The following is a 23,636-nucleotide window of genomic DNA, read 5'->3' as shown; positions in this document are numbered from 1 at the left end:
GACACCGACATGGGATCTGCCGGCGCGCTGCGAAAGACAGTGGCTCGATCGGCGCGCGCGTCAACCGGACGGGGACTGATCCGAATGGCATCTCGCTCGTTGTAGAGGCCAACGCCCACGCTTAGAGGCTCCATGCCGGGACGCTGCCAGTCGCTTCTCCGACCGTCGATGATGCTCGCGGGCGGAACCCTCGCCGTGGGGCTCGCCCTGCTTCCGGCGACGCCGGCCCGCGCCGTGGAGGCGCCGGCATCCGCGGTGCCGACGCCCCCGCCCCTGCCGCCCGAGCGCCCTGAGGCGCTGAAGCCGCCCGTTGCCGAGCCGGCATCTCCGCCGCCGCCGTCGAGGCCCGCGGAGCTGAAGCCAGTGGTCCCGGAGCCGATCAGGGAGCCGGTGAAGGACGTCATCCGGGACAAGCCGTCCGAAACCGCGAAGGATTCCCCGAAGGAAACCGCGAAGCCCGAGATCCCCTCGCCGCCGCCTTCACCGCCGGAGCGGCCACCGGAATTGTCCGGATCGGCGGCCCTGGCCCTCAAGGTCACGCCGCCGGATGACACCGCCTGCCGGACGCGTCTGAAGCGTCTCGGCGTCGATTTCGAGCCTTTGCCGCCCATCGCGGAGGGGCAATGCACAGCGCCGCTGCCGCTCAAGGTGACGAGATTGGCAGACGGGGTCACGCTGCCGCAGGGTGCGACGCTGACCTGCCGGACCGCCGAGGCCCTGGCCCGCTGGGCCACCGAGGTGCAGGTGGAGGCCGAGCGGACGCTGAAGCATCCCCTGACCGGTCTGGAACTCGGCGGCTCCTATGTCTGCCGCGGGCAGAACCACGATGTCGATGCCAAGCTGAGCGAGCACGCCTTCGCCAATGCGGCCGACATCATGGCTTTCACCTTCGGCGGCCGCGCGAGCATCGCCGTCAAGGCGCTGCCGGAAGGCTCCGATGACGCGCAGTTCCTGAGGACGGTACGCATGAAGGCCTGCGGCTTTTTCCGCACCGTGCTGGGTCCGGGCTCGAACGCCGCCCACGCCAACCATCTCCACTTCGACGAGCGCGAGCGCAGCGGTGGCCATCGGCTGTGCGAATAGTGTCGCGTGGAACGTTCCGGCCGGCTCGGCATTCTTCGGCACGGGAGCGCGTCCGCTTCCGGGAATGACGACGTCGATGATCCCGACATCCTGGCGGCCGGCTTGCGTGGCTCTCCTTACGACCTGCCTCGCCGCGCAAGGCGCGGCGGCACGGTCCGAGAAGCGCCAGAAGACCGAAACCGCGCAGACGCCGGCTTTGACCGCCGATGCGGTGAATGCCGCCGCTCTGGGACCGCAGGACGGCGGGAAGACCGACGGCGCCAAGTCGAGCAAGAAGGCGCGGAAGGCCAAGACATCCGACGAAAAACCTGATCCCTTGATCGTCAAGGCACAGGTGCTGCTCGACCGCGCGCATTTCTATCCCGGCGCAATCGACGGCCGGAAGGGTGACAATTATCGGCGCGCCCTGTCGGCCTTCGCGGTGTCCCAAGGGCTTCCCGCAACCCAGGACCTGACGCCGGAACTCTGGGACAAGCTGCAGGCGACCAGCGATAAGCCCGCCGTCACGGAGTACACGCTGACCGAGGCCGATGCTGCGGGTCCCTATGTCGAGCGGATCCCGCCCAAGATGGAGGAGCAGGCCGAACTCAAGACGCTGGGATATACCAACCCCCGCGAGATGCTGGCGGAGCGCTTCCACATGAGCCGCGACCTCGTCGGCGCGCTCAATCCGGACAAGCCGCTCGACAAGGCCGGCACGACCATCGCCGTGGCGGCCGTGGACCCGATGACCACCGACAAGCCGAAGGGCAAGGACCTGCCCGGGGAACCGAAGGTCGAGCGCATCGAAGTCGACAAGACGAGCCGCGACGTCCGTGCGTTCGGAGGCGACGGGAAGCTCGTGGCGTACTATCCCGCCTCGATCGGCAGTTCCGAGAAGCCTGCGCCGAGCGGCGAAACGAAGGTGAAAGGCGTCGCCTTCAATCCCGACTACACCTACAACCCGAAATACGGGTTCAAAGGCGTGAAAGCGCAGCACAAGTTTACGATCCAATCCGGCCCCAACAACCCGGTGGGCCTGGTCTGGATCGACCTGGCAATTCCGAGCTACGGGATCCACGGAACGCCGGAGCCCGAGAAGGTCGGGAAGACCGAGTCCCATGGCTGCATCCGCCTGACCAACTGGAATGCCCGCGACCTGGCTGCGCATGTGACGCGGGGCGCAAAGGTCAGTTTCAAGGACGATTGACCGGCCGCTGTGCCGGTCTCCGGCCCTTGTGCCGAGAGCCACACGTACAAAAATGTATCATCGGTTAACATAGCGCCCGGTCTGAGGGTCGGAACGAGCCGGGAACGCTTGACACATTGCCCATTACGGGCGACGCCTCAGGTTGTCTCGCGGGCCGACCTTCGAGCCGCGTTCATGCACCCGGACGCTGCTCTTGCGGTGCGCAAGCCTGACCAACCGCACGGCAAATGCCCTGGCGACGGGGCATTCGAAGGGAAGACGGCCCGGCGTGATTGCTGATCCCAACGATGACGTTCTCAACGGCGTCCGCGTTCTCGTCGTCGAGGACGAGGCTGCGATCTCGATGCTGCTCGAGGACATGCTCCTCGATTTCGGCTGCGCCGTGGTCGGGCCGGCCGCGCGGCTCTCCTCGGCGCTCGAGATGGCCTCGCAGGAGACCTTCGAGGTCGCCATTCTTGACGTGAACGTGGCGGGCGAACCGATCTACCCGGTAGCCGAAGCCATCGCCAAGCGCGATCTGCCGCTCGTGTTCTCGACCGGCTATGGCGGGGCGGGCATTCGCGAACCGTTCCGGGACAGACCCGTGGTCCAGAAGCCGTTCAGCCAGGCCGATCTCAAGCGCACGCTGATCGGTGCGATCCGGGCAGCCCGCGCCTGAGGCGCGCATGGCCGCTCGGGTCGGGTGAAGCGGGCAACCCCGCGCCGGGGCCGCCGGTCAAAGCCCTTCGATCGTGAAGATCTGCTCGACATGCGCCGGCCATTCCCGGGCCCCGACGAACACGGCGTCGGCGCGGAACGTCGCCCCGGAGCACCACCCGTTGCGCCCGATCCACGCGCGGACCGCCCGGGAGAACCGCCGCCGCTTGGCGGCATCGATGGCGTCCCGCGCGTCGTCGCGCTTCGCCCGGGCCTTCACCTCCACGAACACGATGGTGTTCCAGCGCTGGACGACGAGATCGATCTCGCCGCCGGCTATGCTCACACGTCGGCCGATCGGCCAGTAGCCCTTGAGCATCAGCGCGGCCAGAGCCAGCCACTCGGCGTGGTGGCCCCGCCGATAGGCCGCACGGCGCCGCGCGGTGCGGTCTGGCAGAGCGCCGTTCATCCCTGTTCACGCGCGAGCGCCAGCGCCCGCGCGTAGACCTGGCGCCGGGGCTGCCCGGTCTCGTCGGCGACGAGGCTGGCGGCGTCCTTGATCGAGTGCCGCTCGAGCGCCCCCAGGATGAGCGCATCGAGTGCGGCATCCGAATCCGCATTCCGCTCCGGCGCCGTCGCCGCACCGATGATCACCACGATCTCACCCTTCGGCGGTCCCTCCTGGGCGAAGCGCTCGCTCAGGCTGCCCAAGGTATCCCGCCGGATGGTTTCGTAGAGTTTGGTCAGCTCGCGGGTCACGGCAGCCGGGCGTTCCGGACCGAGCACCGCGGCGGCGTCAGCCAGCATGTCGGGCAGGCGATGCGGCGACTCGAACAGGACCAGCGTGCCCGGGACCTGAATCAGCGCTTCCAGGCGGTTGCGCCGGGCTCCGGCTTTCTGCGGCAGGAAGCCTTCGAAGAAGAAGCGGTCGGTCGGAAGACCCGCGGCGACCAGGGCCGTCATCACCGCCGACGGCCCCGGCACCGGCGTGATCGCGATCCCGGCTTCGATGGCGGCCTGGACCAGCTTGTAGCCAGGATCCGAGACCAGCGGCGTGCCCGCATCCGAGACGAGGGCTAGGGCTTCGCCGGCGCGCAGCCGCGTGACCATCCGTTCGCGCACGGCCTCATTGGAATGCTCGTGATAGGCCAGCAGCGGTGTCGTGATCCCGTAATGCGCCAGAAGGTTGCGGGTGACGCGGGTGTCCTCGGCCAGAACCGCATCCGCGGCCGCCAGAGTGGCCAAGGCCCGGATGGTGATGTCGCGCAGATTCCCGATCGGGGTCGCCACGATGTGCAGGCCCGGCGACAGCGCTTCGGCTTCGCTCGCCAGCCCGAAAGCCGTGAACGTCATGCTGCGCGGTCGATCGGGGGCGAGCTTCTGGGACGGCGCGCGGGTCGAGGCGGCGGGCCCCGGGTCATCGAATCGTCGGGTCATGTCCGGCGATCTTGCCACACCCGCCGGCTCTCGTCGCGGTGAGGCCGCCCGACCGGGGGCAAGTCGGTGCCCTCACGTTTACTTTTCGAAATCCGGCCGTCAGGCTGGAGGGCCTGCCCGAAGGAGTCCGCGCCATGGCGCGCCCGACAAGCGCGCGGGACCGTCTCGTGCGCGTCACCGCCTCGACTGCCGCGCTCTGCGCCATCCTGCTGCCGCTGGGCGGCTGTCTGGGCACCGACCTCGCCCGGCGCGTGACGGCGCCGCAGGCCGAGCTGACGCCGCCGGCGGCCGTGCCGGAGGCTCCGGGCCCCGCGCCCGCGGCGCCGTCGATGCCGGCCGCGGGCAGCACCGCGCGCATCGGCTCCGGTTCGGTGAAGGTCGCCCTCGTGCTGCCGCTGACCGGCCAGGGCTCGACGGTGGGCGCGGCCCTGCGCAACGCGGCGCAGCTCGCCTACGACGAGGCGCAGCAGCCGGATCTGACAATCTTGGTCGAGGACGATCGGGGCAACCCGGACGGGGCCCGGGAGGCGACCCAGGAGGCGCTGCGCCAGGGTGCCGAGATCGTGCTCGGCCCGCTCTTCGCCGGCAGCGTCCAGGCCGCGGCGGTCGTGGCGCGGACTGCCGGCAAGCCGGTGATCGGTTTCTCGACGGATGTGACCGTGGCGAACCGTGGGGTCTACCTTTTGAGCTTCCTGCCGCAGCCGGAGGTCGACCGCGTCGTCGAGGATTCCGTGTCCGGCGGAAAGCGGTCCTTCGCGGCACTGATACCCGAGACGGCCTACGGCAACGCCGTTGAGGCGGAGTTCCGCGAGGCCGTTGCGCGCAAGGGTGCGCGGATCGCCGCCGTGGAACGCTATCCGGCCGGTGCGCCCGGGCCCGCGGTGGAGCGGCTGTCGCGTGTCATTGCCGGCCCCGGCGCCACCGCCGACGCGCTGTTCATCCCGGAGACCGCCGAGTCCCTGCCGGCCGTTGCGGCCGCGCTGACCAAGGCGGGGTTCTCACCGGCCCGGGTGCGCCCGATCGGCACCGCCCTCTGGAACGAGCCGTCGCTGTTCGCCCTGTCCGCGCTGCAAGGCGGCCGCTTCGCCTCGCCCGACCGCGCGGGCTTCTCGAATTTCAGCGGCCGCTATCAGGCCCGGTTCGGCGGCGTGCCGCCGCGCGTGGCTTCCCTGGCCTACGATGCGGTGATGCTCGCCGCAGCCCTGTCCCGGCGCTACGGCTCGCAGCGCTTCGCGGAGGCCACCCTGACGAACGGCTCGGGCTTCGCCGGCATCGACGGCACCTTCCGCTTCCGACCGGACGGGCAGAGCGAGCGGTCCCTGGCCGTCTACGAGATCCGCAACAACGCGGCGACGCCGGTCAGCCCGGCGCCGCGGGTCCTCGCAAAGCCAGGGATCTGATCAGGCCGCGAGTTCGGCGACCAGCGCGTTGAGGACGGGGGCCCCGCGCGCAGTGGTGGCAATGCGGCCGCCGGGCAGCCGCTCCAGCAGGCCGTCGCCGATCAGCATGCCGATGCGGTTGCCGTTCAGCGGGCGCCCCTTGAGAGCAGCGTAGCGCTCCGGATCGATCCCCTCGCGGAGCCGGAGGCCCATGACCAGGAATTCGTCGGCCTGATCGGCGGCCGTCAGCGTTTCGGTCTCGACGACGCCGTGTCCCGCGCGCTCGACGCGGGCGAGCCACGCCTCGGGCGACCGCTCGGTGACCGTCCCGATGCGCGCCGAGGGCGTCACCAGCCGGCCGTGGGCCCCCGGGCCGATGCCGGCATATTCGCCGTAGCGCCAGTAGAGCAGGTTGTGCCGCGACTCCGCGCCCGGACGGGCATGGTTTGAGATCTCGTAGGCCGGCAGCCCGGCCTTCGCGCAGAGATCCTGGGTGACGTCGTAGAGGGCGCGGCCGACCTCGTCGTCCGGCGTCACCAGCTTGCCGGCGGCGGCGAGCCCGTGGAACGGCGTCCCGGGCTCGATGGTGAGCTGGTAGAGCGAGAGATGCTCGGCGGCCCGCGCCAGCGCCGCGCTGAGCTCCGCCCGCCACAGCGCCGGGGTCTGCCCGGGCCGCGCGTAGATCAGGTCGAAGGAGGTCCGCGCGAAGGCCGATTGCGCCAGCTCGATCGCCTCCAGCGCCTGCGCGGCATCGTGCAGGCGTCCGAGGGTTCGCAGCGAGGCGTCGTCGAGCGCTTGGATGCCGAGGGAGACCCGGTTGACCCCGGCCGCGCGGTAGCCGTGGAAGCGGCCGGCCTCGACGCTCGACGGGTTGGCCTCGAGGGTCACCTCCGCGTCCGGCGACACCGTCCAATGGGCGGCCACCGCGTCGAGCAGGCCGGCGACGGTCGCGGGCTGCATCAGCGACGGCGTGCCGCCGCCGAGGAAGATGCTAGTGACGGTCCGGCCGGGCGTGCGGGCGGCATTGTGGGCGATCTCCGCCCGGAAGGCCGCGAGGAAGCGCGGCTCGTCCACGCCCGCGTGGCGGACGTGGCTGTTGAAGTCGCAATACGGGCACTTCGCGGCGCAGAAGGGCCAGTGCAGGTAGATCCCGAAGCCCGCGTCGCGGGTCGGATGGTCCGGGCCGGTCGATGCCATGATGGCCGGGATGTGAGCGTCCGCGCGCCGTTTGGCAATCAGGAGCCGGGCGCGAGGCAGGCCCGGCTCAACTCGACGAAGGCCCGAGCCCGGTGCGACAGGCCCCGCCCCCGCTGCCAGTCGACCCCGTGTTTCTCCTCGGCGCTCATCTCGCCGAAGGTCCGGTCGTGGCCGTCCGGCCGGAAGATCGGATCGTAACCGAAGCCCGCCGAGCCCCGCGGCGCGACAAGGTCGCCGAACACCCGCCCCTCGAACAGCTCGGTATGGCCGTCCGGCCAGGCCAGAACCAGGGCCGACACGAAATGCGCCCGCCGTTCAGTCGCGCTGCGCCTGTCGAGTTCGACGAAGATCCGGGCCATCGCGCCGGCGAAATCCTTGGTCGGACCGGCCCAGCGGGCCGAGAAGATGCCTGGCGCCCCGTCGAGACCGTCCACGCAGAGGCCCGAATCGTCCGCGAAGGCCGGAAGCCCGGTAGCGTCGGCCGCTGCCTGGGCCTTGATGGCGGCATTCTCGGCGAACATCGTGCCGGTCTCCTCGGGCTCCGGCAGGCCGAGTTCGCCCGCCGACACCGCCTCGATCCCGAACGGCGCCAGAAGTTCGCGCATCTCGGCGAGCTTGCCGGCATTGTGGGTGGCGATCACCACCTTCCCGGTGAGGCGTCGGCTCACGCGATGGCTTCCTTCTGGAGGGCGACCAAGCGCTCGGTGCCGGCGCGGGCTAGGCCCAGGAGTTCCAGGAGCTGCTCCTGGGTGAACGGCTCCATCTCGGCGGTGCCCTGCACCTCAACGATCCCGCCACGACCGGTGAGCACGAAGTTGGCGTCGGTCTCCGCCGCCGAATCCTCCGCGTAGTCGAGGTCGAGGACCGGCAGGCCCTTGTAGAGGCCGCAGGACACGGCGGCGACGTGGTCGCGGAGCGGATCGACCGAGATGATCGAGCGCGTCCGCATCCAGGCGAAGCAATCGTGGAGGGCCACCCAGGCGCCGGTGATCGCGGCCGTCCGGGTGCCCCCATCGGCCTGGATGACGTCGCAGTCGATCGTGATCTGGCGTTCGCCCATGGCCGGCAGGTTGGTGACGGCGCGCAGCGACCGGCCGATCAGCCGCTGGATCTCCTGTGTCCGACCCGACGGCTTCCCGGAACCGACCTCGCGGCGGGTGCGTTCGTGCGTCGCACGCGGAAGCATGGCATACTCCGCCGTGACCCAGCCCTTGCCGGAACCGCGCAGCCACGGGGGAGCACGCTCTTCCAGCGACGCGGTGCAGAGCACCCGGGTGTTGCCGAAACCGACGAGGCACGAGCCCTCGGCGTAGCGCGAGACCGCGCGCTCCAGGGTCACGGGCCGCAATTCGTCGGCGGCACGCTTGGAAGGCCGCATTGCGGGCCCCTTCTGTCGAAAGTGTCGAGGGCCGGGCTCTTAGGCCGACGCGCCAGCGCGGGCAAGCAGCGCCTGACGGATTGATCCGGGCGGGACGGTTCGACATGATCGGACCACAGGATGATTACGTGACACACCCCAGTCCCAACCTCTCCCACGGCCAGTCCATGCAGGCCCTTGCCGCCCTCAACGAGCGTGCCCGGGAGATCTTTCGGCAGATCGTCGAGAGCTATCTCACGACCGGCGAGCCCATGGGATCCCGGAATCTCGCCCGGATCCTCCCGATGGCGCTGTCGCCGGCCTCGATCCGGAACGTGATGGCAGATCTGGAGCATTCCGGCCTGATCTTCGCGCCGCACACCTCGGCCGGGCGCCTGCCGACCGAACTCGGATTGCGCTTCTTCGTCGACGCAATGCTCGAGCTCGGCGACGTCAGCCAGGACGAGCAGGCCCGCATCGAGGCCCAGATGCGCGCGGCAGCCTCGGGCCATACGTTCGACTCGGCTCTGGCCGAGGCCTCGACCATGCTGTCGGGGGTCTCGCGCGGGGCCGGCGTCGTCCTGACCACCAAGGCGAACGTGAACCTGAAGCACATCGAGTTTGTGCGTCTCGATCCCGCCCGCGCCCTCGTCATCCTCGTCTCGGACGATGGCTCGGTCGAGAATCGTCTCGTGGACCTGCCGCCCGGTCTGCCGGCGGGAGCCCTTCAGGAGGCCACGAACTTCCTGAACGCGCGGCTGCAGGGCCGAACCCTGGGCTCCTTGCGGGCCGAGATCGAGGCCGGCCGCAAGGCGATGAAGCGCGAACTCGATGCGATCACCGAGCGCCTGGTGGATGCCGGTCTCGCCACGCCGGTGGGACCGACCGAGGCGCGCCAGCTGATCGTGCGGGGTCAGGCCAACCTGCTCGACGACCTGCGCGCCGTGGAGGATCTCGAACGCATCCGCCTGCTGTTCAACGACCTGGAGACCCAGAAGGATGTCATCGACCTCCTGGCCCGCGCGGAGGGCGGCGAGGGCGTGCGGATCTTCATCGGCTCGGAGAACAAGCTGTTCTCGCTGTCGGGTTCGTCACTGATCGCGGCGCCGTTCCGCGACGGATCGCAGAAGATCGTGGGGGTCGTCGGGGTGATCGGCCCGACACGGCTCAACTACGCGCGCATCGTGCCGATGGTCGACTACACGGCCCGCGTGGTGTCGAAGCTGCTCGATGGCGGGAGATAGGGAACGCCGGGCGGATGATCCGCCCGGTGCTCGTGGTTGGCCGCCGGCCGATCAGGCCGGAATGACGTCGACAATCTCGTAGGTGTCGGGATCGATGATCACGATGTCGTCGCGCACGAGGATGAACTCGTAGCCCTCGTATTCCGGGACGAGGGTGACGATCGCCGGCGGAAGACGATGCAGCGTCACCGAACGCGGGATTGCGGTGCCGACTGCGAGGCCGAAGGCGACGTCCCGGATGGGCGAGACGCCCAGACGGGTGATCGAGCTGCGGAACTCGGTCCGCTGCCGGGTATCGAGCCGGCCGACGGCACCGCGGACGGCGCCACCCTCACGGGCGCCTGCGCGGCCGCCCCGCTCACCGGCCGGCCCGCGGCCGCCCCGATCGGAACCGGCGGCGTCGCGGTTGCCGCGCTCGCCACCGGCGCCTTGTTCGCGGGCCCCGGGATTTGCAGCCGTACCGGCCCGGTCCGACGGACCGTTGCGCTCGGCTGCGCCACCAGGGCGCCCCGGACCTTCGGCACCGCGACCGGCCGGACCACCCGGCTCAGCGCCGCGCGGACCGCCCTCGGCCCCCCCGGCACCACGCATGGCGCCGCCCTCGGCGCCGCCGGCACCGCCCCGCATGCCGCCGCCCGGGCCTGCGCCGCCACCGGCCGGCCCCGCACCTGCACCGGCAGCCGCTCCGCCGGGACCGCCGGAACCACCACCCGCCCCGGCACCGCCGGCGCCCGGGCCGCCCTGCGCGAAGGCCGTCGCCGCTCCGGCCACGACGATAGCTGCCGCAACGGTGTCTCTCAGAATGCGCTTCATGGCCTCTCCTCCTGGACTTGCCGGAGCGCCAGCGACGCCCATGCCGGCCCGCAACGGGGCCTCGGGGCGAACCGTTCCGTCCCGCGGCGTCGTGGACGCACCGCAGTGACACGGTCCCGCGCTGTCCTCGGCTAAGTCCGATCACGGCCTTGCGATCAGGCGCGTCGCCTGTAACGTCGCGCCGCACGAAGAAGAGACCGGCCGCGGCCGGCATCAAGATTGATCGACGGAGACACCATGTCCGCCTCGCGAGACGATACGATCGGTATCGCACCGAGCGCCCTCGATGACGCCGCGGACCGGAAGCGCCGCATCTGGGCGATCGTCGGCTCGTCCTCCGGCAACCTCGTCGAGTGGTACGACTTCTACTGCTACGCGTTCTTCGCCCTGTACTTCGCGCCGGCCTTCTTCCCGAAGGGCGATTCCACCAGCCAGCTTCTCCAGACCGCCGGTATCTTCGCGGTGGGCTTCTTCATGCGGCCGATCGGCGGCTGGCTGTTCGGGCGCATCGCCGACCGGGTCGGCCGCCGCACCTCGATGGTCATCTCGGTGCTGATGATGTGCTTCGGCTCACTGCTGATCGGCATCCTGCCGACCTACGAGCATGTCGGCACGCTCGCCCCCGTGCTGCTGCTCCTGGCGCGCATGCTCCAGGGCCTGTCCGTCGGCGGCGAGTACGGCACCTCGGCGACCTACATGAGCGAGGTGGCGATCAAGGGGAAGCGCGGCTTCTTCGCGTCGTTCCAGTACGTGACGCTGATCGGCGGCCAGCTCCTCGCCTCGCTGGTCCTGGTCCTGCTCCAGACCGTCATGACCGGCCCGGAACTCACGGCCTGGGGCTGGCGCATCCCGTTCTTCATCGGTGCCGCGCTGGCGGTCGTCGCGCTCTATCTTCGGCGCTCGCTGGCCGAGACCAAGGACAACAGCGACAAGGAAACCGCCGGCACCTTTTCCGAGCTGGCCAAGCACTGGCGCGCCTTCCTGGTGGTGGTGGCCTACACGGCCGGCGGCTCCCTGAGCTTCTACACCTTCACGACCTACATGCAGAAGTACCTCGTCAATACCGCCGGCATGCCGAAGATCTCGGCGTCGCAGACGATGACGGTGGTGCTGTTCGTCTACATGATCATCCAGCCGATCTTCGGGGCGTTGTCCGACAAGATCGGCCGCAAGGCCAACATGCTGCTCTACAGCGGCCTCGGCACGCTGATGGTGGTGCCGCTGATGACGGCGCTCGGCACCAACAAGGACCCCTATCTCGCCTTCGCGCTGATCACCCTCGGGCTCGCGGTGGTGTCGTTCTACACGGGCATCAGCGGCATCGTGAAGGCGGAGCTGTTCCCCACCAACATTCGCGCCCTCGGGGTCGGCCTCTCCTACGCGGTCGCCAACGCCACCTTCGGTGGCACCGCCGAGTTCGTGGCGCTGTGGTTCAAGGACAACGGCATGGAGAGCACGTTCTTCTGGTACGTGACCGTCCTGATGGCGATCGCCTTCGTGGCCTCGCTGATCATGCCGAACCCCAAGGTCCACGGCTATCTCGACGGCGCCGGTACCGTCGAGGAGGCTCTCGGCAAGAAGCCGCGCCTCGCCCATGCCTGATCGGTAGGCCGTCCGGCTGGACCGGCCCCCGTTTTCACGCTGATATGTCTCCCGCCGGGCGCGCCAGACGTCCGCGGGAGGATACCATGCTCAGGAAAGCCGCCGCCGGGGCGTTGGCCCTGCTTTGCCTTGCAGCCGTCTCGGCGCCGCGAGCCGAAGAGGGGGCATCCGCCCAAACGCCGTTCAAGCCGACGCTCCCGTCAGGCTACTTCTTCGTCGGCGGCCGCTACGCGACAGCAGGCGGCAAGACCACGGCCCACGGGCAGATGTTCGTGGAATACCGCGCCCCCGCGCGGGTGACGCAGCCCTATCCGATCGTCCTCGTGCATGGCACCGCCCAGACCGGAGCCAACTTCCTCGGCACGCCCGACGGAAGGGCGGGCTGGGCGGACCGCTTCGCCGCCAAGGGCTTCGCGGTCTACGTGGTCGATCAGGTGGGGCGCGGCCGCTCCGGCGGCGATCCCGAGACCTACGGCCCCTACGCCCGTCTCCCGGCCGAGGATCTGGAGACGGTGTTCACCGGCCAGGAGCGCCGCGTGCTCTATCCGCAGGCGACGCTGCACAGCCGGTGGCCGGGCGGCCCGGGGATTCGCGGCAACGCCGCGTTCGACCAATTCTATCTCTCCCAGGTGCCGTACATCGCCAGCGCTCTGAAAAGCGAGGAGCTGGTCGATCCGGCGCTGATCGCCCTTCTGGAGAAGATCGGCCCCGCGATCCTGCTGACGCATTCCCAGGCGGGCGTCTTCGGCTGGGCGGTCTCCGATCAGCGCCCCGACCTCGTCAAGGCGCATGTCGCCGTCGAGCCCAACGGGCCGACCTTCTACGACATCCGCTTCACGGGCGGGACCGACTGGTACGAACGCGTCGGCGAGGCGCGGGCGCGGCCCTACGGAATCACCCGGGTGCCGCTGCATTTCGAGCCGCCGGTGAGCAGCCCCGCCGACCTGACCGTGGTGCAGGCCGACGCAGCCACGGCGCCCGACAAGATCCGCTGCTGGCTCCAGGGCGAGCCGGTCCGCACCCTGCCGAATCTGGCCCGGGTGCCGGCCGTGATCGTGACGGCCGAGGCCTCGTTTCGCGCCACCATGGACGATTGCACGGCCGCTTTCCTCACCCAGGCGGGCGCCAAGCCGGACCGGCTGGCCCTCGCCGAGCACGGCATCCACGGCAACGGCCACATGATGATGCTGGAAGAAAACAGCGACGCGGTGGCGGATGCGATCGTCGGCTGGATCGAAGGCCGGATCCCGGCGCCTGCGCGTCCTTAACCGGCTGCTTACCCTGTCCCGGCGAGGGTGGGCCCGTCATCCGATGAGGGAACGCATGACCGACATGACCGACACCGTGGGCGTCGCGGGCGACCGCATCCGCTCGATCATCGAGCGCGTGGAACGGCTGGAGGAGGAGATCAAGGATCTGATGGAGGCCAAGAAGGAGATCTTCGCCGAGGCCAAGGGCGAGGGCCTCGACGTGAAGGTGCTCAAGGAGATCCTGAAGATCCGCAAGCAGGACAAGGACGAGCGCGACGAGCAGGAGACGCTGCTCGATGTCTACCTGCGCGCCATGGACGCGCCCTCGCCGGCCCCGATCGCGGCGGCGGCCTGACGTCTTCGACGGGGTGCGGCGCCGCCCGCGCCGCCCCTCCCCTCAGACCCGGGTCCCGGCGGCGAGATACGCGGCGATGTTGCTCCGGATCCGGTCCAGGGGCACCTCGGCCGGGTCCGGCAGGACGAAGCGCGCGCCCGTGATCGTCTCGTAGGCGCGGATGTAGACTGCGGCGGTCTCCAGCACGACCTCGGCAGGGATCTCCGGGATCGGATCCTTGTAGGGATCGCAGCGGGCCACGACCCAGTTGCGCACGAAGTCCTTGTCGAAGCTCTCCGGCGCCGATCCTGCGGCGAAGCGCTCGGGATAGCTCTGGGCGAACCAGTATCGGCTGCTGTCCGGCGTGTGGATCTCGTCCGCGAGGACGATCCGGCCCTCGGGATCAAGGCCGAACTCGTATTTCGTGTCGGCGAGGATGAGGCCGCGTTCGGCGGCCAGCGCCACGCCGCGGGCGAACAGGGTCAGGGCAGCCTCCGACACGGTGCGCCACTGCTCGGCCGTGAGTAGCCCGCGTTCCAGAATCTCCATCTCGGTCAGCGGCTCGTCGTGGCCGCCGTCGAACGCCTTGGTGGTCGGCGTGATGATCGCCTCCGGCAGGCGCTCGTTCGGCCGCATCCCATCTGGGAAATGATGGCCGTACATGTCCCGCTCGCCCGCCCGGTAGCGCGTCAGGATCGAGGTCGAGGTCGTGCCGGCGAGGTAGCCGCGCACCACCACCTCCACCGGCAGGATCTCCAGGCGCCGGCCGACCACCACGTTGGGGTCGGGATAGGCGATGACGTGGTTCGGGCAAAGGTCGGCAGTCTGCTCGAACCAGTAGCGCGCGGTCTGGGTTAGGACCTGGCCCTTGAACGGGATCGCCGCGAGCGGCCGGTCGAAGGCGCTGATCCGATCTGATGTGATGAGGATGCGGCGGCCGTCGGGCAGGTCGTAATTGTCCCGGACCTTGCCCCGGTAATGATTCGGCAGCTCGGGCAGGGTCGCGTCGCGCAGGACCTGATGCGCGTGTGGGGCGAGATCTGCCGTGTTCATCGAACTTTCCGTCAGGCTGTGCGGCGACCGCGCCGCCGGACCTCTGTGCGCGGATAGGCTAGAGATTTCCAGCCCCGGCCTGCGCGGGTGCCCCAGGGGTCGGCGCGGCTGCACACGCTTCGGCGAACAAGGGGCGGCGCTCGGGAGCTGCGATCTGCCACGCAATGCTCTGGTCGGGTTCGATCCCGGACCCTATTGTTGCGCGGGATGACAGAGGGTGGATTGCCGGCCGCACGAGGCAGAACGGCCCCGCTGGATGGCCGAGGCGCAATGTTCGAGACACCGCATCAATCGAGCAAACACCCGTTCCTGCGCCGGATCGAGACCGTTGCCCTCTTCAAACTCACCGATGAGGAGCAGGCCGCGCTCGTGGCGCTCCCCATGCAAGTCGCACAGATCGAGGCCAACCAGGACATCGTCCGGGAGGGCGACCGACCGTCCCGAAGTTTCACGCTGCTCAGCGGGATCGCCTGTACCTACAAGTCGACGCGTGCCGGCAAGCGGCAGGTGATGAGCTATCATGTCCCCGGTGACATGCCTGATTTTCAGAGCCTGTACCTGGACGTGCTCGATATCAGCATCGCCACGGTCAGTTCCTGCCGCCTCGGCTTCGTCCAGCACGAGACGGTCCGGGCGCTGCTGCGCGCGCATCCTCGGCTCAACGAGGTCTTCTGGCGCGCGACGCTCATCGACGCCGCCATGGTGCGCGAGTGGATGCTCAATACGGGTCGTCGCGAAGCCTACGCGCGGATGGCCCACCTGTTCTGCGAATTGGTAACCCGCCTCGGCGCGGTCGGGCTGGCACCGGACCGGGTCTGCGACCTGCCCATGACGCAGCCCGAACTCGCGGACGCGCTGGGGATCACGTCGGTTCATGTCAACCGCACGATCAGGGATCTCAAATCCGCCGGGCTGATTTCACTGCGTGGCCGCCGCCTCACCGTCCATGACTGGGCCGGGCTGCAGGCGGCGGCGGAGTTCGATGCAACCTACCTGCATCTGCGTGATCCGGCGGCTCAATGAGCCGTGTCAGGACGGTCAAGGCCCTTCCAGTCACCAGCGCGGTGCAGCTTTACCTCGCTCCTCGCGTCGGCAGAACCCGCGCCGGGCCCGGGTTCGCAGCGTAACGGAGAGATTTGAGAGAGATGGACAAACAGACGCCGCGCTTGTGATCGACTTCAGGATCGGGCGCTCAGCGAACTGATGGTGCCCAGGGGCGGAATCGAACCACCGACACTGCGATTTTCAGTCGCATGCTCTACCAACTGAGCTACCTGGGCGTCGTCCGCGCCGGTGTCGGCCTCGGACGAGGCGGGGTATAGTGAGTGCTTCGCGGCCTGTCCAGCCTTGCCGCGACGTCGGCGTGCCGGAAACGCCGGAAAAATTCATCCTTCCGGATCGGGCTCAGGCGGCACCTCGTCGGTGTCGATCTCCTCGGGGATCGCGTAGCGCTCGTTGAGCCATCGCCCGAGATCGACGTCGGCGCAGCGCTGGGAGCAGAACGGCCGGAATTCCGGCGTGGACGCACGCCGACAGATCGGACAGGGCGGCTGTCGCTCCCGGCTCATGCCAAGGCGCCCCAGCCGGCGCGCACCGGATATCCTTCGCCGTCGAGGAGGCTCAAGGTCTCGTAGAGGGGCAAGCCGACGACGGCGCTGTACGAGCCGACAAGCTTCACCACGAAGGCTCCCGCCAATCCCTGGATCGCGTAGCCGCCGGCTTTGCCGCGCCATTCCCCAGAAGCCACGTAGCCCTGGATGTCCCGGCCGGAGAGCCGCTTGAACCGGACACGGGTCTCGACGATCCGCTCCCGTCGCCCGCGCGGCGAGGCCAGGCAGACCGCGGTGTAGACCCGGTGCTGGCGCCCGGAGAGCAGGCGCAGGCAATCCGCGGCCTCGTCGGGGATTTCGGCCTTCGGAAGAACCCGCCGTCCGACCGCGACAACCGTATCGGCCGACAGGAGCCAGGTCGGCGTGGCGGTGTCCTCCAAGTGGAGCGCCGCTTCGGCCGTCGCGAGCTTGGTCCGGGCGAGGCGGCGCGCCAATTCGCGTGGCGTCTCGGCCTTGCGCGGCGTCTCGTCGATCTCGGCCGGCAGGAGAGCCGCCGGCTCGATGCCGATCTGCTGCAGCAGCGCGAGACGGCGTGGCGACGCGGAGGCGAGCACAAGTCGCGCGGTCGGCCCCTGCATCGCGCCGATCGCTTCAGGTTTGGCGTCCATGATGTTCCGTTCGCACAATCGACCGGAGCCGTGTGCGCCCTGCGCGGGGGCACTCCGTCGGCCGGGACAGGCTCGATGCGCCTGTCTGATAAGGGAAGGGGTCGGGCTTGTGAACTCAAGCGGATCCGGTCGGCCGCGCGGATCCAGGCTCCGCAGCGCCAAGGCTTCCGCGCCGGACGCCATACATGCCGGGAAGACTAGGCCGGACCGGCATTGTGAGTTCATCACCGCAGGCCGATCAGAAACTGGCGCAGGCACACGCCCAAGATCAGCGCAAGTCGTCGCCGGCGGCTGTAACGTCCCGTTAACCACGATCGCTCGAGTATGTCTTCGCCCGAACGGAATCGACATCGATGCTGAACGCTGATCCGCTCAAGCAGCGTCCGACCCTCGTCCACACGGCCCTGCTCGCTCGCGCCCTGGAGGGCCTCAGGCCCGAAGTCACCTCGCCGGTCGAGATCTGGCAGCGGCTCACCGAACGCTACGTCGTCGATCTCGACGCCGTCGCGGCCCTACTCCCCGCCGACGAACCGGAAACGCAGTGGTTGCCCGCCCGCGATTGAGCCGGCCCCGATCACGCATGCCGGAGGCTCGTGCAACTGGCATGTGACGTGCTTGAACACCGCGGCAAGAAGTCTTCGCTACCACGAGGAAGCACCCAGGCAACGACAACGCGGCGGCTCGCGCGCCAGAGCACCCCGCGGACCTTTCGATCACTCGAAGCCGAGGTCCGTCATGTCGGAACTGCTCTCCGTCGCTCTGGTCTGTGCCGGCACGCTGCTGGCCCAGGACTGCTCCCGCGATACCGCTCTCGACGTCATCATCGCTCCGGCGCACACGCCGATGGAGTGCCTCATGCACGCGCAGACGATGGCCGCACAGGCCGGGCTGCCGGGCGGCAGCGACCGGTACCTGAAGATCGCCTGCGAACATCGGCGGACCGAGGCAGACCCTCACCCGGTCATCCGCCGCGCCTCATGACGCGGCCCATGCATAGCCTGGTGCATCAAAGTCACGTCACGATAATTCTTGTTGGCATTCCACTTGAGGACAGTTGCCGGCTTTGGGAACGAGACCCATCCTGCACGGCCACGCCGATGCAGTCCGAAGTCCGGCATCCGCCAACATTGCCGCCCCGATGGCCCGCGTGCCGGGCAGGGCTCAAGCGAGTGCCTGCCCGATGCTGTACGACGCGTTCGACCTCCAGACCGACATGGCGGCCCAGACCCGGGCGTGGGGTCGGCTTCTGAACGACATCTGGTCGCCGTGGGTCGCGTGGGGCGAGCCGGCGACCTGGATGTCCGCCGGCGCCCGGATGATGATGCGTACGGGCCTGACCTTCGCGCGGCCTCCCTACGGCATCGAGTCGGTGAATGTCGGAAACAGGAGCGTCGCGGTCTCGGAGGAACCGGTCGAGGTCACGCCTTTCGGAACGCTGCTGCATTTCAAGAAGGACATCCACACCGAGCAGCCCAAAGTGCTGATGGTCGCCCCGATGTCGGGCCATTTCGCCACGCTGCTGCGCGCCACCGTGCGCACGATGCTGCCCGACCACGATGTCTACATCACCGACTGGCACAATGCCCGCGACGTGCCGCTGTCGGAGGGCAAGTTCGGCTTCGACGATTATGTGGGCCATCTGATCCAGTTCCTGCAGACGATGGGTGAAGGCGCCCATCTGGTGGCGGTCTGCCAGCCGGCCGTGCAGGCCCTCGTGGCCGCCGCCGCGATGGCGCAGGCCAAGGATCCCGCCGCCCCCCGCAGCATGACGCTGATGGCCGGCCCAGTGGATTGCCGGGTCAATCCGACAGGCGTGAACGAGCTCGCGAATTCCAAGCCGATCGACTGGTTCGAGAAGAACCTGATCGCGACGGTTCCGAAGCGCCACAAGGGAGCCGGCCGCAAGGTGTATCCGGGCTTCGTGCAGGTCTCGGCCTTCATGGCGATGAACACAAAGCGCCACGTTCAGGGCCATGCCGACCTGTTCTGGCACATGGCCAACGGCGAGCACGACAAGGCCGAGGCGATCGAGACTTTCTACGATGAGTATTTCGCCGTACTCGACCTCGCGGCCGAGTTCTATCTGGAGACGGTCAAGACCGTCTTCCAGGATCATGCCCTCGCCCGGAACGCCGTGACCTATCGCGGAGAGCCGATCGACCTGCGCGCGATCCGCCGCACCGCCCTGATGACCGTCGAGGGCGAGCGGGACGACATCTGCGCGGTCGGTCAGACGATGGCGGCCCACGACCTGTGCTCGGACCTCGCCCCCTACATGCGGACGCATCACCTGCAGGCGGGCGTCGGCCATTACGGCGTCTTCGCCGGGCGGCGCTGGGAGTCGCAGATCTATCCGCAGGTGCGCAACTTCATCCAATCACACGATTGATCAGACCCGCGACGAGGCGACCGTCGCGCCGATTTGACCCGCCGACCTGCCCGGCCCACCATGCTAGGCTCTTCTGACGGGAGCCCGAAGCGCGGTTCCTTGAGCCACTCCTTGCGGCGTGAGGCGGAACGGTCGGCGTGATCGGCAGGAACGGCATCGAGAGCAAGACCGAGGCGGGCGGTCTCAGCGCGGCATCCACGCGGCTCGACCGGCTCGTGGCGCAGGCGCGGGCGGCTTCCCTGTGGGAGCAGGCCTGGCCGATTATCTGGCGCGGGATCGCAGTCGGGCTGCTCTTCCTGGTTATCTCCTGGTCGGGCGTCTGGCTCGATCTCACGCCGCTCTGGCGTCAGATCGGCCTCATGGCCTTGGCCGTCCTCCTCATCGTCGCGCTTCTGCCGCTGATCCACATCGCCCGGCCGGACCGGCGTCTGGCCCTGGCGCGGCTCGATCGCGAGGCCGCGGCGTGCGATCCGAAGCTGCGGCATGGGCCGGCCTCCGCGGCGCAGGACAGCCTTGCCGTTGGCGCCGCCGATCCGGGAAGCCGGTTGCTGTGGGATCTCCATCAACGCCGCGCCGCGGAGGCGATCTCGGCTCTGCGGATCGGATTGCCGAAACCGGGTATGACCCGGCGCGATCCCTTCGCCCTGCGGGCCGGTCTGGTCGTTGCCGCAATCGCCAGCCTGTTCGCGGCCGGTCCCGAATGGCGTCAGCGGATCGGCGCCGCCTTCGACTGGCATGAACCGGCTGCGCCCGGCCCGAATTTCCGCGTGGACGGCTGGATCGATCCGCCGCTCTACACGCGGCTTCCGCCGCTGCTGATCGCCATGGACGGCAGCGATCAGCACCTGCGCGCGCCGGTCAATGCGCAGTTGATCGTGCGGATCGCCGGCCAGGGCAAGGCCGCGTCCGAGACGACCCTTACGCCCAATGCCGGCCTTGTCGCCGTCCCGGGTCAGGAGGCACGTCCCGACCTGCGGGAGGAGCGGTTTCGCATCATCGGCGGGGCCGCGCTGACGATCGTAACCCCGGCGGGCAAGCAGCGCCTGACCGTCGACGCGATTCCGGACCGGCCGCCGGAGGTGACCGCCGTGGGCGGCCCCGAGGTGAATGGGCGCGGCACCTTCAACCTGACCTACCGGGCCAAGGACGATTACGGGATCAGCTCGGCGGAAGCCGTGATCGCGCCGCTGAGATCGGCGCGCGCCCTCGTGCCGGTTCCGCAGATCAATCTGGCGCTGCCCGGCGATGCGAGCGGGGAATCCGACACCAAGACCCTGGTGGATCTGACGGACAGTCCCTGGACCGGGGCGCGGGTCCGCTATCACATCGTGGTCAAGGACGAGGCCGGCCAGGAGGGTCGCACGGCGGATTCCGAGATCGTTCTGCCGGCGCGCCCGTTCCGCGAGCCGCTCGCGCGGGCCCTCGCGGAGGAACGTCGCCGCCTCGTCACGGCTCCCGACACGGACCGCCGATGGGTCCAGGGGGCTCTGGACGCGCTGCTGGTCGCGCCCGCCACGTTCACGCCGCAGCCTGCGATCTTCCTGGGTCTGCGAACCGCGACCGAGCGCCTGCGCCGCGCCAGGACGGATGCGGACCTCGTCGAGGTGGCCGATCTCCTCTGGGAGATGGCCCTGAAGATCGAGGACGGCGACCTCTCTGACGCCGAGAAGCAGCTCCGCCAAGCCCAGGACCGCCTGAAGGAGGCGATCGAGCGCAACGCGCCCGATGATGAGATCAAGCGCCTGACCCAGGACCTGAAGCAGGCGCTCGATAAATTCCTGTCCGAGATGGCGCAGAAGCAGGGGCGTCAGCCCAGCGAGCAGAGCGAGCGCAGCCAGAACAACAGGCAATCGAAGACGGTTACACCCGAGGATCTCGACAAGATGATCCAGGACATGGCGGAGGCGATGAAGCGCGGTGACACCGCCGAGGCGCAGCGCCTGATGGAGCAGCTGCGCAACATCCTGGAGAACCTCCAGACCGCCGAACGCGGGAGCCGCTCGGATCAGGCCTCCCGTGAGATGCAGAAGCAGATGCGCGATCTCGATTCCATGGCCAAGGACCAACAGGGCCTGCGCGACGAGACCTTCAAGGACGGCCAGGAAGAACGCGGCGGCCAGCGCCAGCAGAATCGCGGTCAGCCGCAGCAGGGGCAGCGCGGACAGCAGGGCCAGAAGCAGCCGGGCCAGCAGGGTCAGAGCCCGCAGGGGCAACAGGGCCAGGGGCAGCAAGGCCAGGGGCAGCAGGGCCAGGGGCAGCAGGGTAATGTCGGGGAGCGTCAGCAGGCGCTCCGGCAGCGCTTGGAGGACCTTCAGCAGCGCATGAAGGAGAACGGCATGCGCGGCGAGCAAGGACTCGCCGACGCCGAGGAGGCGATGCGCGAGGCCGAGAACGCCCTGAAGGACGGCGATTCGGGCGAAGCAGTCGACGCGCAGGGGCGCGCCCTCGACGGGTTGAAGCGCGGTGCCGACGGCATGGCTCAGCAAATGCAGGAGATGGCCGAGGGTCAGGGCGAAGGCCAGCAGGACGGCGGCCAGCAGCCAGGGCAGCAGGGTCAGGCCGGCGCCCGCGACGACGATCCCCTCGGGCGCCCGACCCGCGGCCGTGACATGAGCGACGGGCGGGTGCGCGTGCCCACGGCCGACGAATCGGCGGTCCAGCGTGCCCGGCGCATCATGGAAGAGCTGCGGCGCAAACTCGGCGACCCGAGCCGTCCCCGCGAGGAACTCGACTATTTCGAGCGCCTGCTCCGCCGCAACTGAGCGTCCGCTCCCTCACGCAACGCACAGCCGCCGCAAGGCTCCCGCCCTATCCGGATCGCCGACCGCATGTCGTCCAATACCCTCGTCCTGATCGCCTGCCTGGCCGTCGCTGTCATCCTGCTCCTGGGCTTGGCCAACATGATGCGGGGCGGCAGCGCCAGCCTCTCGCAGAAGCTGATGCGCCTGCGCGTGCTCCTGCAATTCGTGGCGATCGTGATCATCATGGGCGTCGTCTGGTGGCGCTCGGCCTGACGGGTGCTGGAACGGGTGTGACCGCGCCGCCGCACTGAACGCCTTTCGCTGCGGCAAGGGATGAATTGGCCGCCGCACCCCGCGAGCCTCTGCTACGCTCGGTAGAAGCAAATCGCTGCGCCCGATCGGCCGAGCCCGCATGACTGCCCCTTCTCGCCTCTGTCTGTTCGGTATCCTGACCGGGGCGGCCATCCTGCCGGCTTCGGCCGCCGACGTGCCGCCGCCTGCCGCCTACGCGGCGCCCGTCCAGCCGCTCAGCATCGTGTCGGAGATCCGGATCGGCGGCGCGGTGCAGGATCCCGGCAGCGCCGAGGGCAAGCTCCCCGGCTTCAGCAAGGCAAACATCAACGGCGAGATCCTGTTCGCCAAGCCCGTCCTCAGCATGGATCCGTTCTGGCAGGCCTTCGTGCCGCGGCCGACGGTCGGCGGCAGCTACAACACCGGCGGCCGGACCAGCTACGCCTATCTCGGCGCCACCTGGACCCTCGAAGTATTCCCGGAAACCTTCAACCGCCGGGTCTTCCTCGACGGGTTCTTCGGCGGCGTGGCCCATAATGGCTGGACCGGCCCGAAGGCGGAGACGCCCTACGGGTTCAATACGCTCGGCTGTTCTCCCATGTTCCGCGAGGCGGCGGCCCTGGGCTTCCGCCTGACGGAGCACTGGAGCATCATGGCAACGGTCGAGCACATGTCGAATGCCGGACTCTGCGCCAACAACCGCGGCTTGACCAATTACGGCGGCAAGATCGGCTATACGTTCTGAGGCGCTGAACCTCTTGGTCAAGCTCAACCGCATCTACACCCGAACCGGCGACAAGGGCACGACCGCGCTGGCCGACGGACAGCGTCGCTCGAAGGCGGATCTCCGGGTCGAGACTTATGGCACCGTGGACGAGACCAATGCCTGCATCGGGATGGCGCGCCTGCACACGCAGGGGCCGCTCGATCAGATGCTCGGCGCGATCCAGAATGACCTGTTCGACCTCGGGGCCGACCTGGCGACACCGCCGAGCCCGGAGCCTCTCCCCTACGAGCCGCTGAGGATCGTGGCGAGCCAGGTCGACCGTCTGGAGCGCGATATCGATGCTCTCAACGCGACCATCCCGCCGCTGAAATCCTTCGTGCTGCCCGGCGGCTCGCCGGCCGCAGCGGCCCTGCACCTCGCACGGACCGTCTGCCGACGCGCGGAGCGGCTGGCGGTCGGCCTCGCAGCCCGGGACGACGAGACGGTGTCGCCGGAGGCGCTGCGCTACCTTAACCGGCTGTCGGATTTCCTGTTCGTGGCGAGCCGCGCGGCCAACGGCGACGGATCCGACGACGTGCTCTGGGTACCCGGCGCCAACCGCTGAGCCGGCACCAGGCCTTTTCGCGGGCTCGCCACGGCGTCGCGTTGACAAGGCGGAAATGTGGCCGTTACGGTCCGCGCGCCTTGCGTGCCCTG

The 23,636-nt window shown here is 69.1% G+C and carries 25 protein-coding genes and 1 tRNA gene; 16 read left to right on the top strand and 10 right to left on the bottom strand.

The genetic code is table 11. The annotated features are described in order from the left end of the window. The first annotated feature begins 168 nt into the window (after positions 1-168). The 3 genes from CIW48_RS00290 to CIW48_RS00280 all read left to right on the top strand — a co-directional run bounded on the left by CIW48_RS00290 (position 169) and on the right by CIW48_RS00280 (position 2,930). A complete protein-coding gene (locus tag CIW48_RS00290) occupies positions 169-1,083 on the top strand; it encodes an extensin family protein (protein WP_246695073.1) in 915 nt (304 codons plus the stop codon). Positions 1,084-1,147: 64 nt separating this feature from the next. Then, a complete protein-coding gene (locus CIW48_RS00285) occupies positions 1,148-2,272 on the top strand; it encodes a L,D-transpeptidase (protein ID WP_246695072.1) in 1,125 nt (374 codons plus the stop codon). A gap of 268 nt (positions 2,273-2,540) precedes the next feature. Beyond that, the gene (locus tag CIW48_RS00280) at positions 2,541-2,930 is read left to right on the top strand and encodes a response regulator (protein ID WP_091783420.1); all 390 of its coding nucleotides are present in this window, start codon (positions 2,541-2,543) and stop codon (positions 2,928-2,930) included. 57 nt (positions 2,931-2,987) lie between these two features. On the opposite strand, the gene CIW48_RS00275 is transcribed toward CIW48_RS00280, so the two are convergent. Both CIW48_RS00275 and rsmI read right to left on the bottom strand, forming a co-directional pair. Continuing rightward, the gene (locus CIW48_RS00275; RefSeq protein ID WP_149308000.1) at positions 2,988-3,377 is read right to left on the bottom strand and encodes a YraN family protein; all 390 of its coding nucleotides are present in this window, start codon (positions 3,375-3,377) and stop codon (positions 2,988-2,990) included. Beyond that, complete coding sequence (rsmI, locus tag CIW48_RS00270) at positions 3,374-4,345, bottom strand: 16S rRNA (cytidine(1402)-2'-O)-methyltransferase (protein ID WP_149307998.1); 972 nt, start codon at positions 4,343-4,345, stop codon at positions 3,374-3,376. The genes CIW48_RS00275 and rsmI overlap by 4 nt, the downstream gene beginning before the upstream one ends. Positions 4,346-4,479: 134 nt before the next feature. Here rsmI and CIW48_RS00265 point away from each other — a divergent pair, with 134 nt between their 5' ends. Next, positions 4,480-5,745, top strand: coding sequence for a penicillin-binding protein activator (locus CIW48_RS00265; protein ID WP_149307996.1), 1,266 nt, complete (start codon positions 4,480-4,482; stop codon positions 5,743-5,745). Here the strand turns inward: CIW48_RS00265 and hemW are convergent, their stop codons facing one another. Genes hemW through rph form a run of 3 tightly spaced genes read right to left on the bottom strand, consistent with a single transcriptional unit; the run spans position 5,746 to position 8,299 of the window. After that, positions 5,746-6,921 carry a radical SAM family heme chaperone HemW gene (gene hemW, locus CIW48_RS00260; RefSeq protein WP_173009142.1) on the bottom strand — a complete coding sequence of 392 codons (1,176 nt, stop codon included), beginning with the start codon at positions 6,919-6,921 and terminating at the stop codon, positions 5,746-5,748. 38 nt (positions 6,922-6,959) lie between these two features. Next, complete coding sequence (gene rdgB / locus CIW48_RS00255; RefSeq protein ID WP_149307992.1) at positions 6,960-7,589, bottom strand: RdgB/HAM1 family non-canonical purine NTP pyrophosphatase; 630 nt, start codon at positions 7,587-7,589, stop codon at positions 6,960-6,962. Next, on the bottom strand, positions 7,586-8,299 hold the full coding sequence (gene rph / locus CIW48_RS00250) for a ribonuclease PH (protein ID WP_149307990.1): 714 nt from the start codon (positions 8,297-8,299) through the stop codon (positions 7,586-7,588). The genes rdgB and rph overlap by 4 nt, the downstream gene beginning before the upstream one ends. Positions 8,300-8,466: 167 nt before the next feature. On the opposite strand from rph, the gene hrcA reads away from it, so the two are divergent. After that, a complete protein-coding gene (gene hrcA, locus CIW48_RS00245) occupies positions 8,467-9,522 on the top strand; it encodes a heat-inducible transcriptional repressor HrcA (protein ID WP_091783683.1) in 1,056 nt (351 codons plus the stop codon). A 51-nt stretch (positions 9,523-9,573) separates the two neighbouring features. On the opposite strand, the gene CIW48_RS00240 is transcribed toward hrcA, so the two are convergent. Then, positions 9,574-10,335 (bottom strand): DUF1236 domain-containing protein, encoded by a 762-nt coding sequence (locus tag CIW48_RS00240; protein ID WP_149307988.1) that lies wholly within the window; start codon positions 10,333-10,335, stop codon positions 9,574-9,576. A 237-nt stretch (positions 10,336-10,572) separates the two neighbouring features. On the opposite strand from CIW48_RS00240, the gene CIW48_RS00235 reads away from it, so the two are divergent. The 3 genes from CIW48_RS00235 (at position 10,573) to CIW48_RS00225 (ending at position 13,542) form a co-directional block, all read left to right on the top strand. Further along, positions 10,573-11,937: an MFS family transporter gene (locus tag CIW48_RS00235; RefSeq protein WP_149307986.1), complete on the top strand. Its 1,365-nt coding sequence runs from the start codon at positions 10,573-10,575 to the stop codon at positions 11,935-11,937. An 86-nt stretch (positions 11,938-12,023) separates the two neighbouring features. Beyond that, positions 12,024-13,205 (top strand): alpha/beta hydrolase, encoded by a 1,182-nt coding sequence (locus tag CIW48_RS00230; protein WP_149307984.1) that lies wholly within the window; start codon positions 12,024-12,026, stop codon positions 13,203-13,205. Between the two features lie 55 nt (positions 13,206-13,260). Next, the gene (locus CIW48_RS00225; RefSeq protein ID WP_091783390.1) at positions 13,261-13,542 is read left to right on the top strand and encodes a DUF2312 domain-containing protein; all 282 of its coding nucleotides are present in this window, start codon (positions 13,261-13,263) and stop codon (positions 13,540-13,542) included. A gap of 42 nt (positions 13,543-13,584) precedes the next feature. Here the strand turns inward: CIW48_RS00225 and CIW48_RS00220 are convergent, their stop codons facing one another. After that, positions 13,585-14,574: a phosphoribosylaminoimidazolesuccinocarboxamide synthase gene (locus tag CIW48_RS00220; protein WP_149307983.1), complete on the bottom strand. Its 990-nt coding sequence runs from the start codon at positions 14,572-14,574 to the stop codon at positions 13,585-13,587. A 270-nt stretch (positions 14,575-14,844) separates the two neighbouring features. Between CIW48_RS00220 and CIW48_RS00215 the strand changes: the two genes are divergently transcribed. Beyond that, positions 14,845-15,597 carry a Crp/Fnr family transcriptional regulator gene (locus CIW48_RS00215; RefSeq protein WP_149307980.1) on the top strand — a complete coding sequence of 251 codons (753 nt, stop codon included), beginning with the start codon at positions 14,845-14,847 and terminating at the stop codon, positions 15,595-15,597. 181 nt (positions 15,598-15,778) lie between these two features. Here CIW48_RS00215 and CIW48_RS00210 read toward each other — a convergent pair. From CIW48_RS00210 to CIW48_RS00200, 3 genes are all read right to left on the bottom strand, one after another. Then, positions 15,779-15,854, bottom strand: a tRNA-Phe gene (locus tag CIW48_RS00210). Between the two features lie 105 nt (positions 15,855-15,959). Beyond that, the gene (gene yacG / locus CIW48_RS00205) at positions 15,960-16,142 is read right to left on the bottom strand and encodes a DNA gyrase inhibitor YacG (RefSeq protein ID WP_149307978.1); all 183 of its coding nucleotides are present in this window, start codon (positions 16,140-16,142) and stop codon (positions 15,960-15,962) included. Continuing rightward, positions 16,139-16,792, bottom strand: a complete 654-nt coding sequence (locus tag CIW48_RS00200; protein ID WP_091783373.1) for a Maf-like protein — start codon at positions 16,790-16,792, stop codon at positions 16,139-16,141. Before CIW48_RS00200 ends, yacG begins: the two co-directional genes overlap by 4 nt. A gap of 353 nt (positions 16,793-17,145) precedes the next feature. Here CIW48_RS00200 and CIW48_RS00195 point away from each other — a divergent pair, with 353 nt between their 5' ends. The 7 genes from CIW48_RS00195 (at position 17,146) to CIW48_RS00165 (ending at position 23,544) form a co-directional block, all read left to right on the top strand. Beyond that, complete coding sequence (locus CIW48_RS00195) at positions 17,146-17,355, top strand: hypothetical protein (RefSeq protein WP_091783370.1); 210 nt, start codon at positions 17,146-17,148, stop codon at positions 17,353-17,355. A 172-nt stretch (positions 17,356-17,527) separates the two neighbouring features. Further along, on the top strand, positions 17,528-17,773 hold the full coding sequence (locus CIW48_RS00190; protein WP_149307976.1) for a hypothetical protein: 246 nt from the start codon (positions 17,528-17,530) through the stop codon (positions 17,771-17,773). 199 nt (positions 17,774-17,972) lie between these two features. Continuing rightward, on the top strand, positions 17,973-19,181 hold the full coding sequence (phaZ, locus tag CIW48_RS00185; protein WP_149307974.1) for a polyhydroxyalkanoate depolymerase: 1,209 nt from the start codon (positions 17,973-17,975) through the stop codon (positions 19,179-19,181). Positions 19,182-19,318: 137 nt separating this feature from the next. Continuing rightward, positions 19,319-21,943 (top strand): TIGR02302 family protein, encoded by a 2,625-nt coding sequence (locus CIW48_RS00180; protein WP_149307972.1) that lies wholly within the window; start codon positions 19,319-19,321, stop codon positions 21,941-21,943. Positions 21,944-22,009: 66 nt separating this feature from the next. After that, positions 22,010-22,195 carry a twin transmembrane helix small protein gene (locus tag CIW48_RS00175; protein WP_091783358.1) on the top strand — a complete coding sequence of 62 codons (186 nt, stop codon included), beginning with the start codon at positions 22,010-22,012 and terminating at the stop codon, positions 22,193-22,195. A gap of 139 nt (positions 22,196-22,334) precedes the next feature. Next, entirely contained in the window at positions 22,335-22,958 is a 624-nt protein-coding gene (locus CIW48_RS00170) for an acyloxyacyl hydrolase (RefSeq protein ID WP_149307970.1), read from the top strand. Positions 22,959-22,971: 13 nt separating this feature from the next. Further along, positions 22,972-23,544, top strand: coding sequence for a cob(I)yrinic acid a,c-diamide adenosyltransferase (locus tag CIW48_RS00165; RefSeq protein ID WP_149307968.1), 573 nt, complete (start codon positions 22,972-22,974; stop codon positions 23,542-23,544). Positions 23,545-23,636: the final 92 nt, after the last annotated feature.

The organism is Methylobacterium sp. P1-11, from assembly GCF_008329595.1.
Classification (GTDB): domain Bacteria; phylum Pseudomonadota; class Alphaproteobacteria; order Rhizobiales; family Beijerinckiaceae; genus Methylobacterium.
The sequence above is the reverse complement of the archived record's forward strand: the minus strand, read 5'-3'. Positions and strand labels throughout refer to the sequence as shown.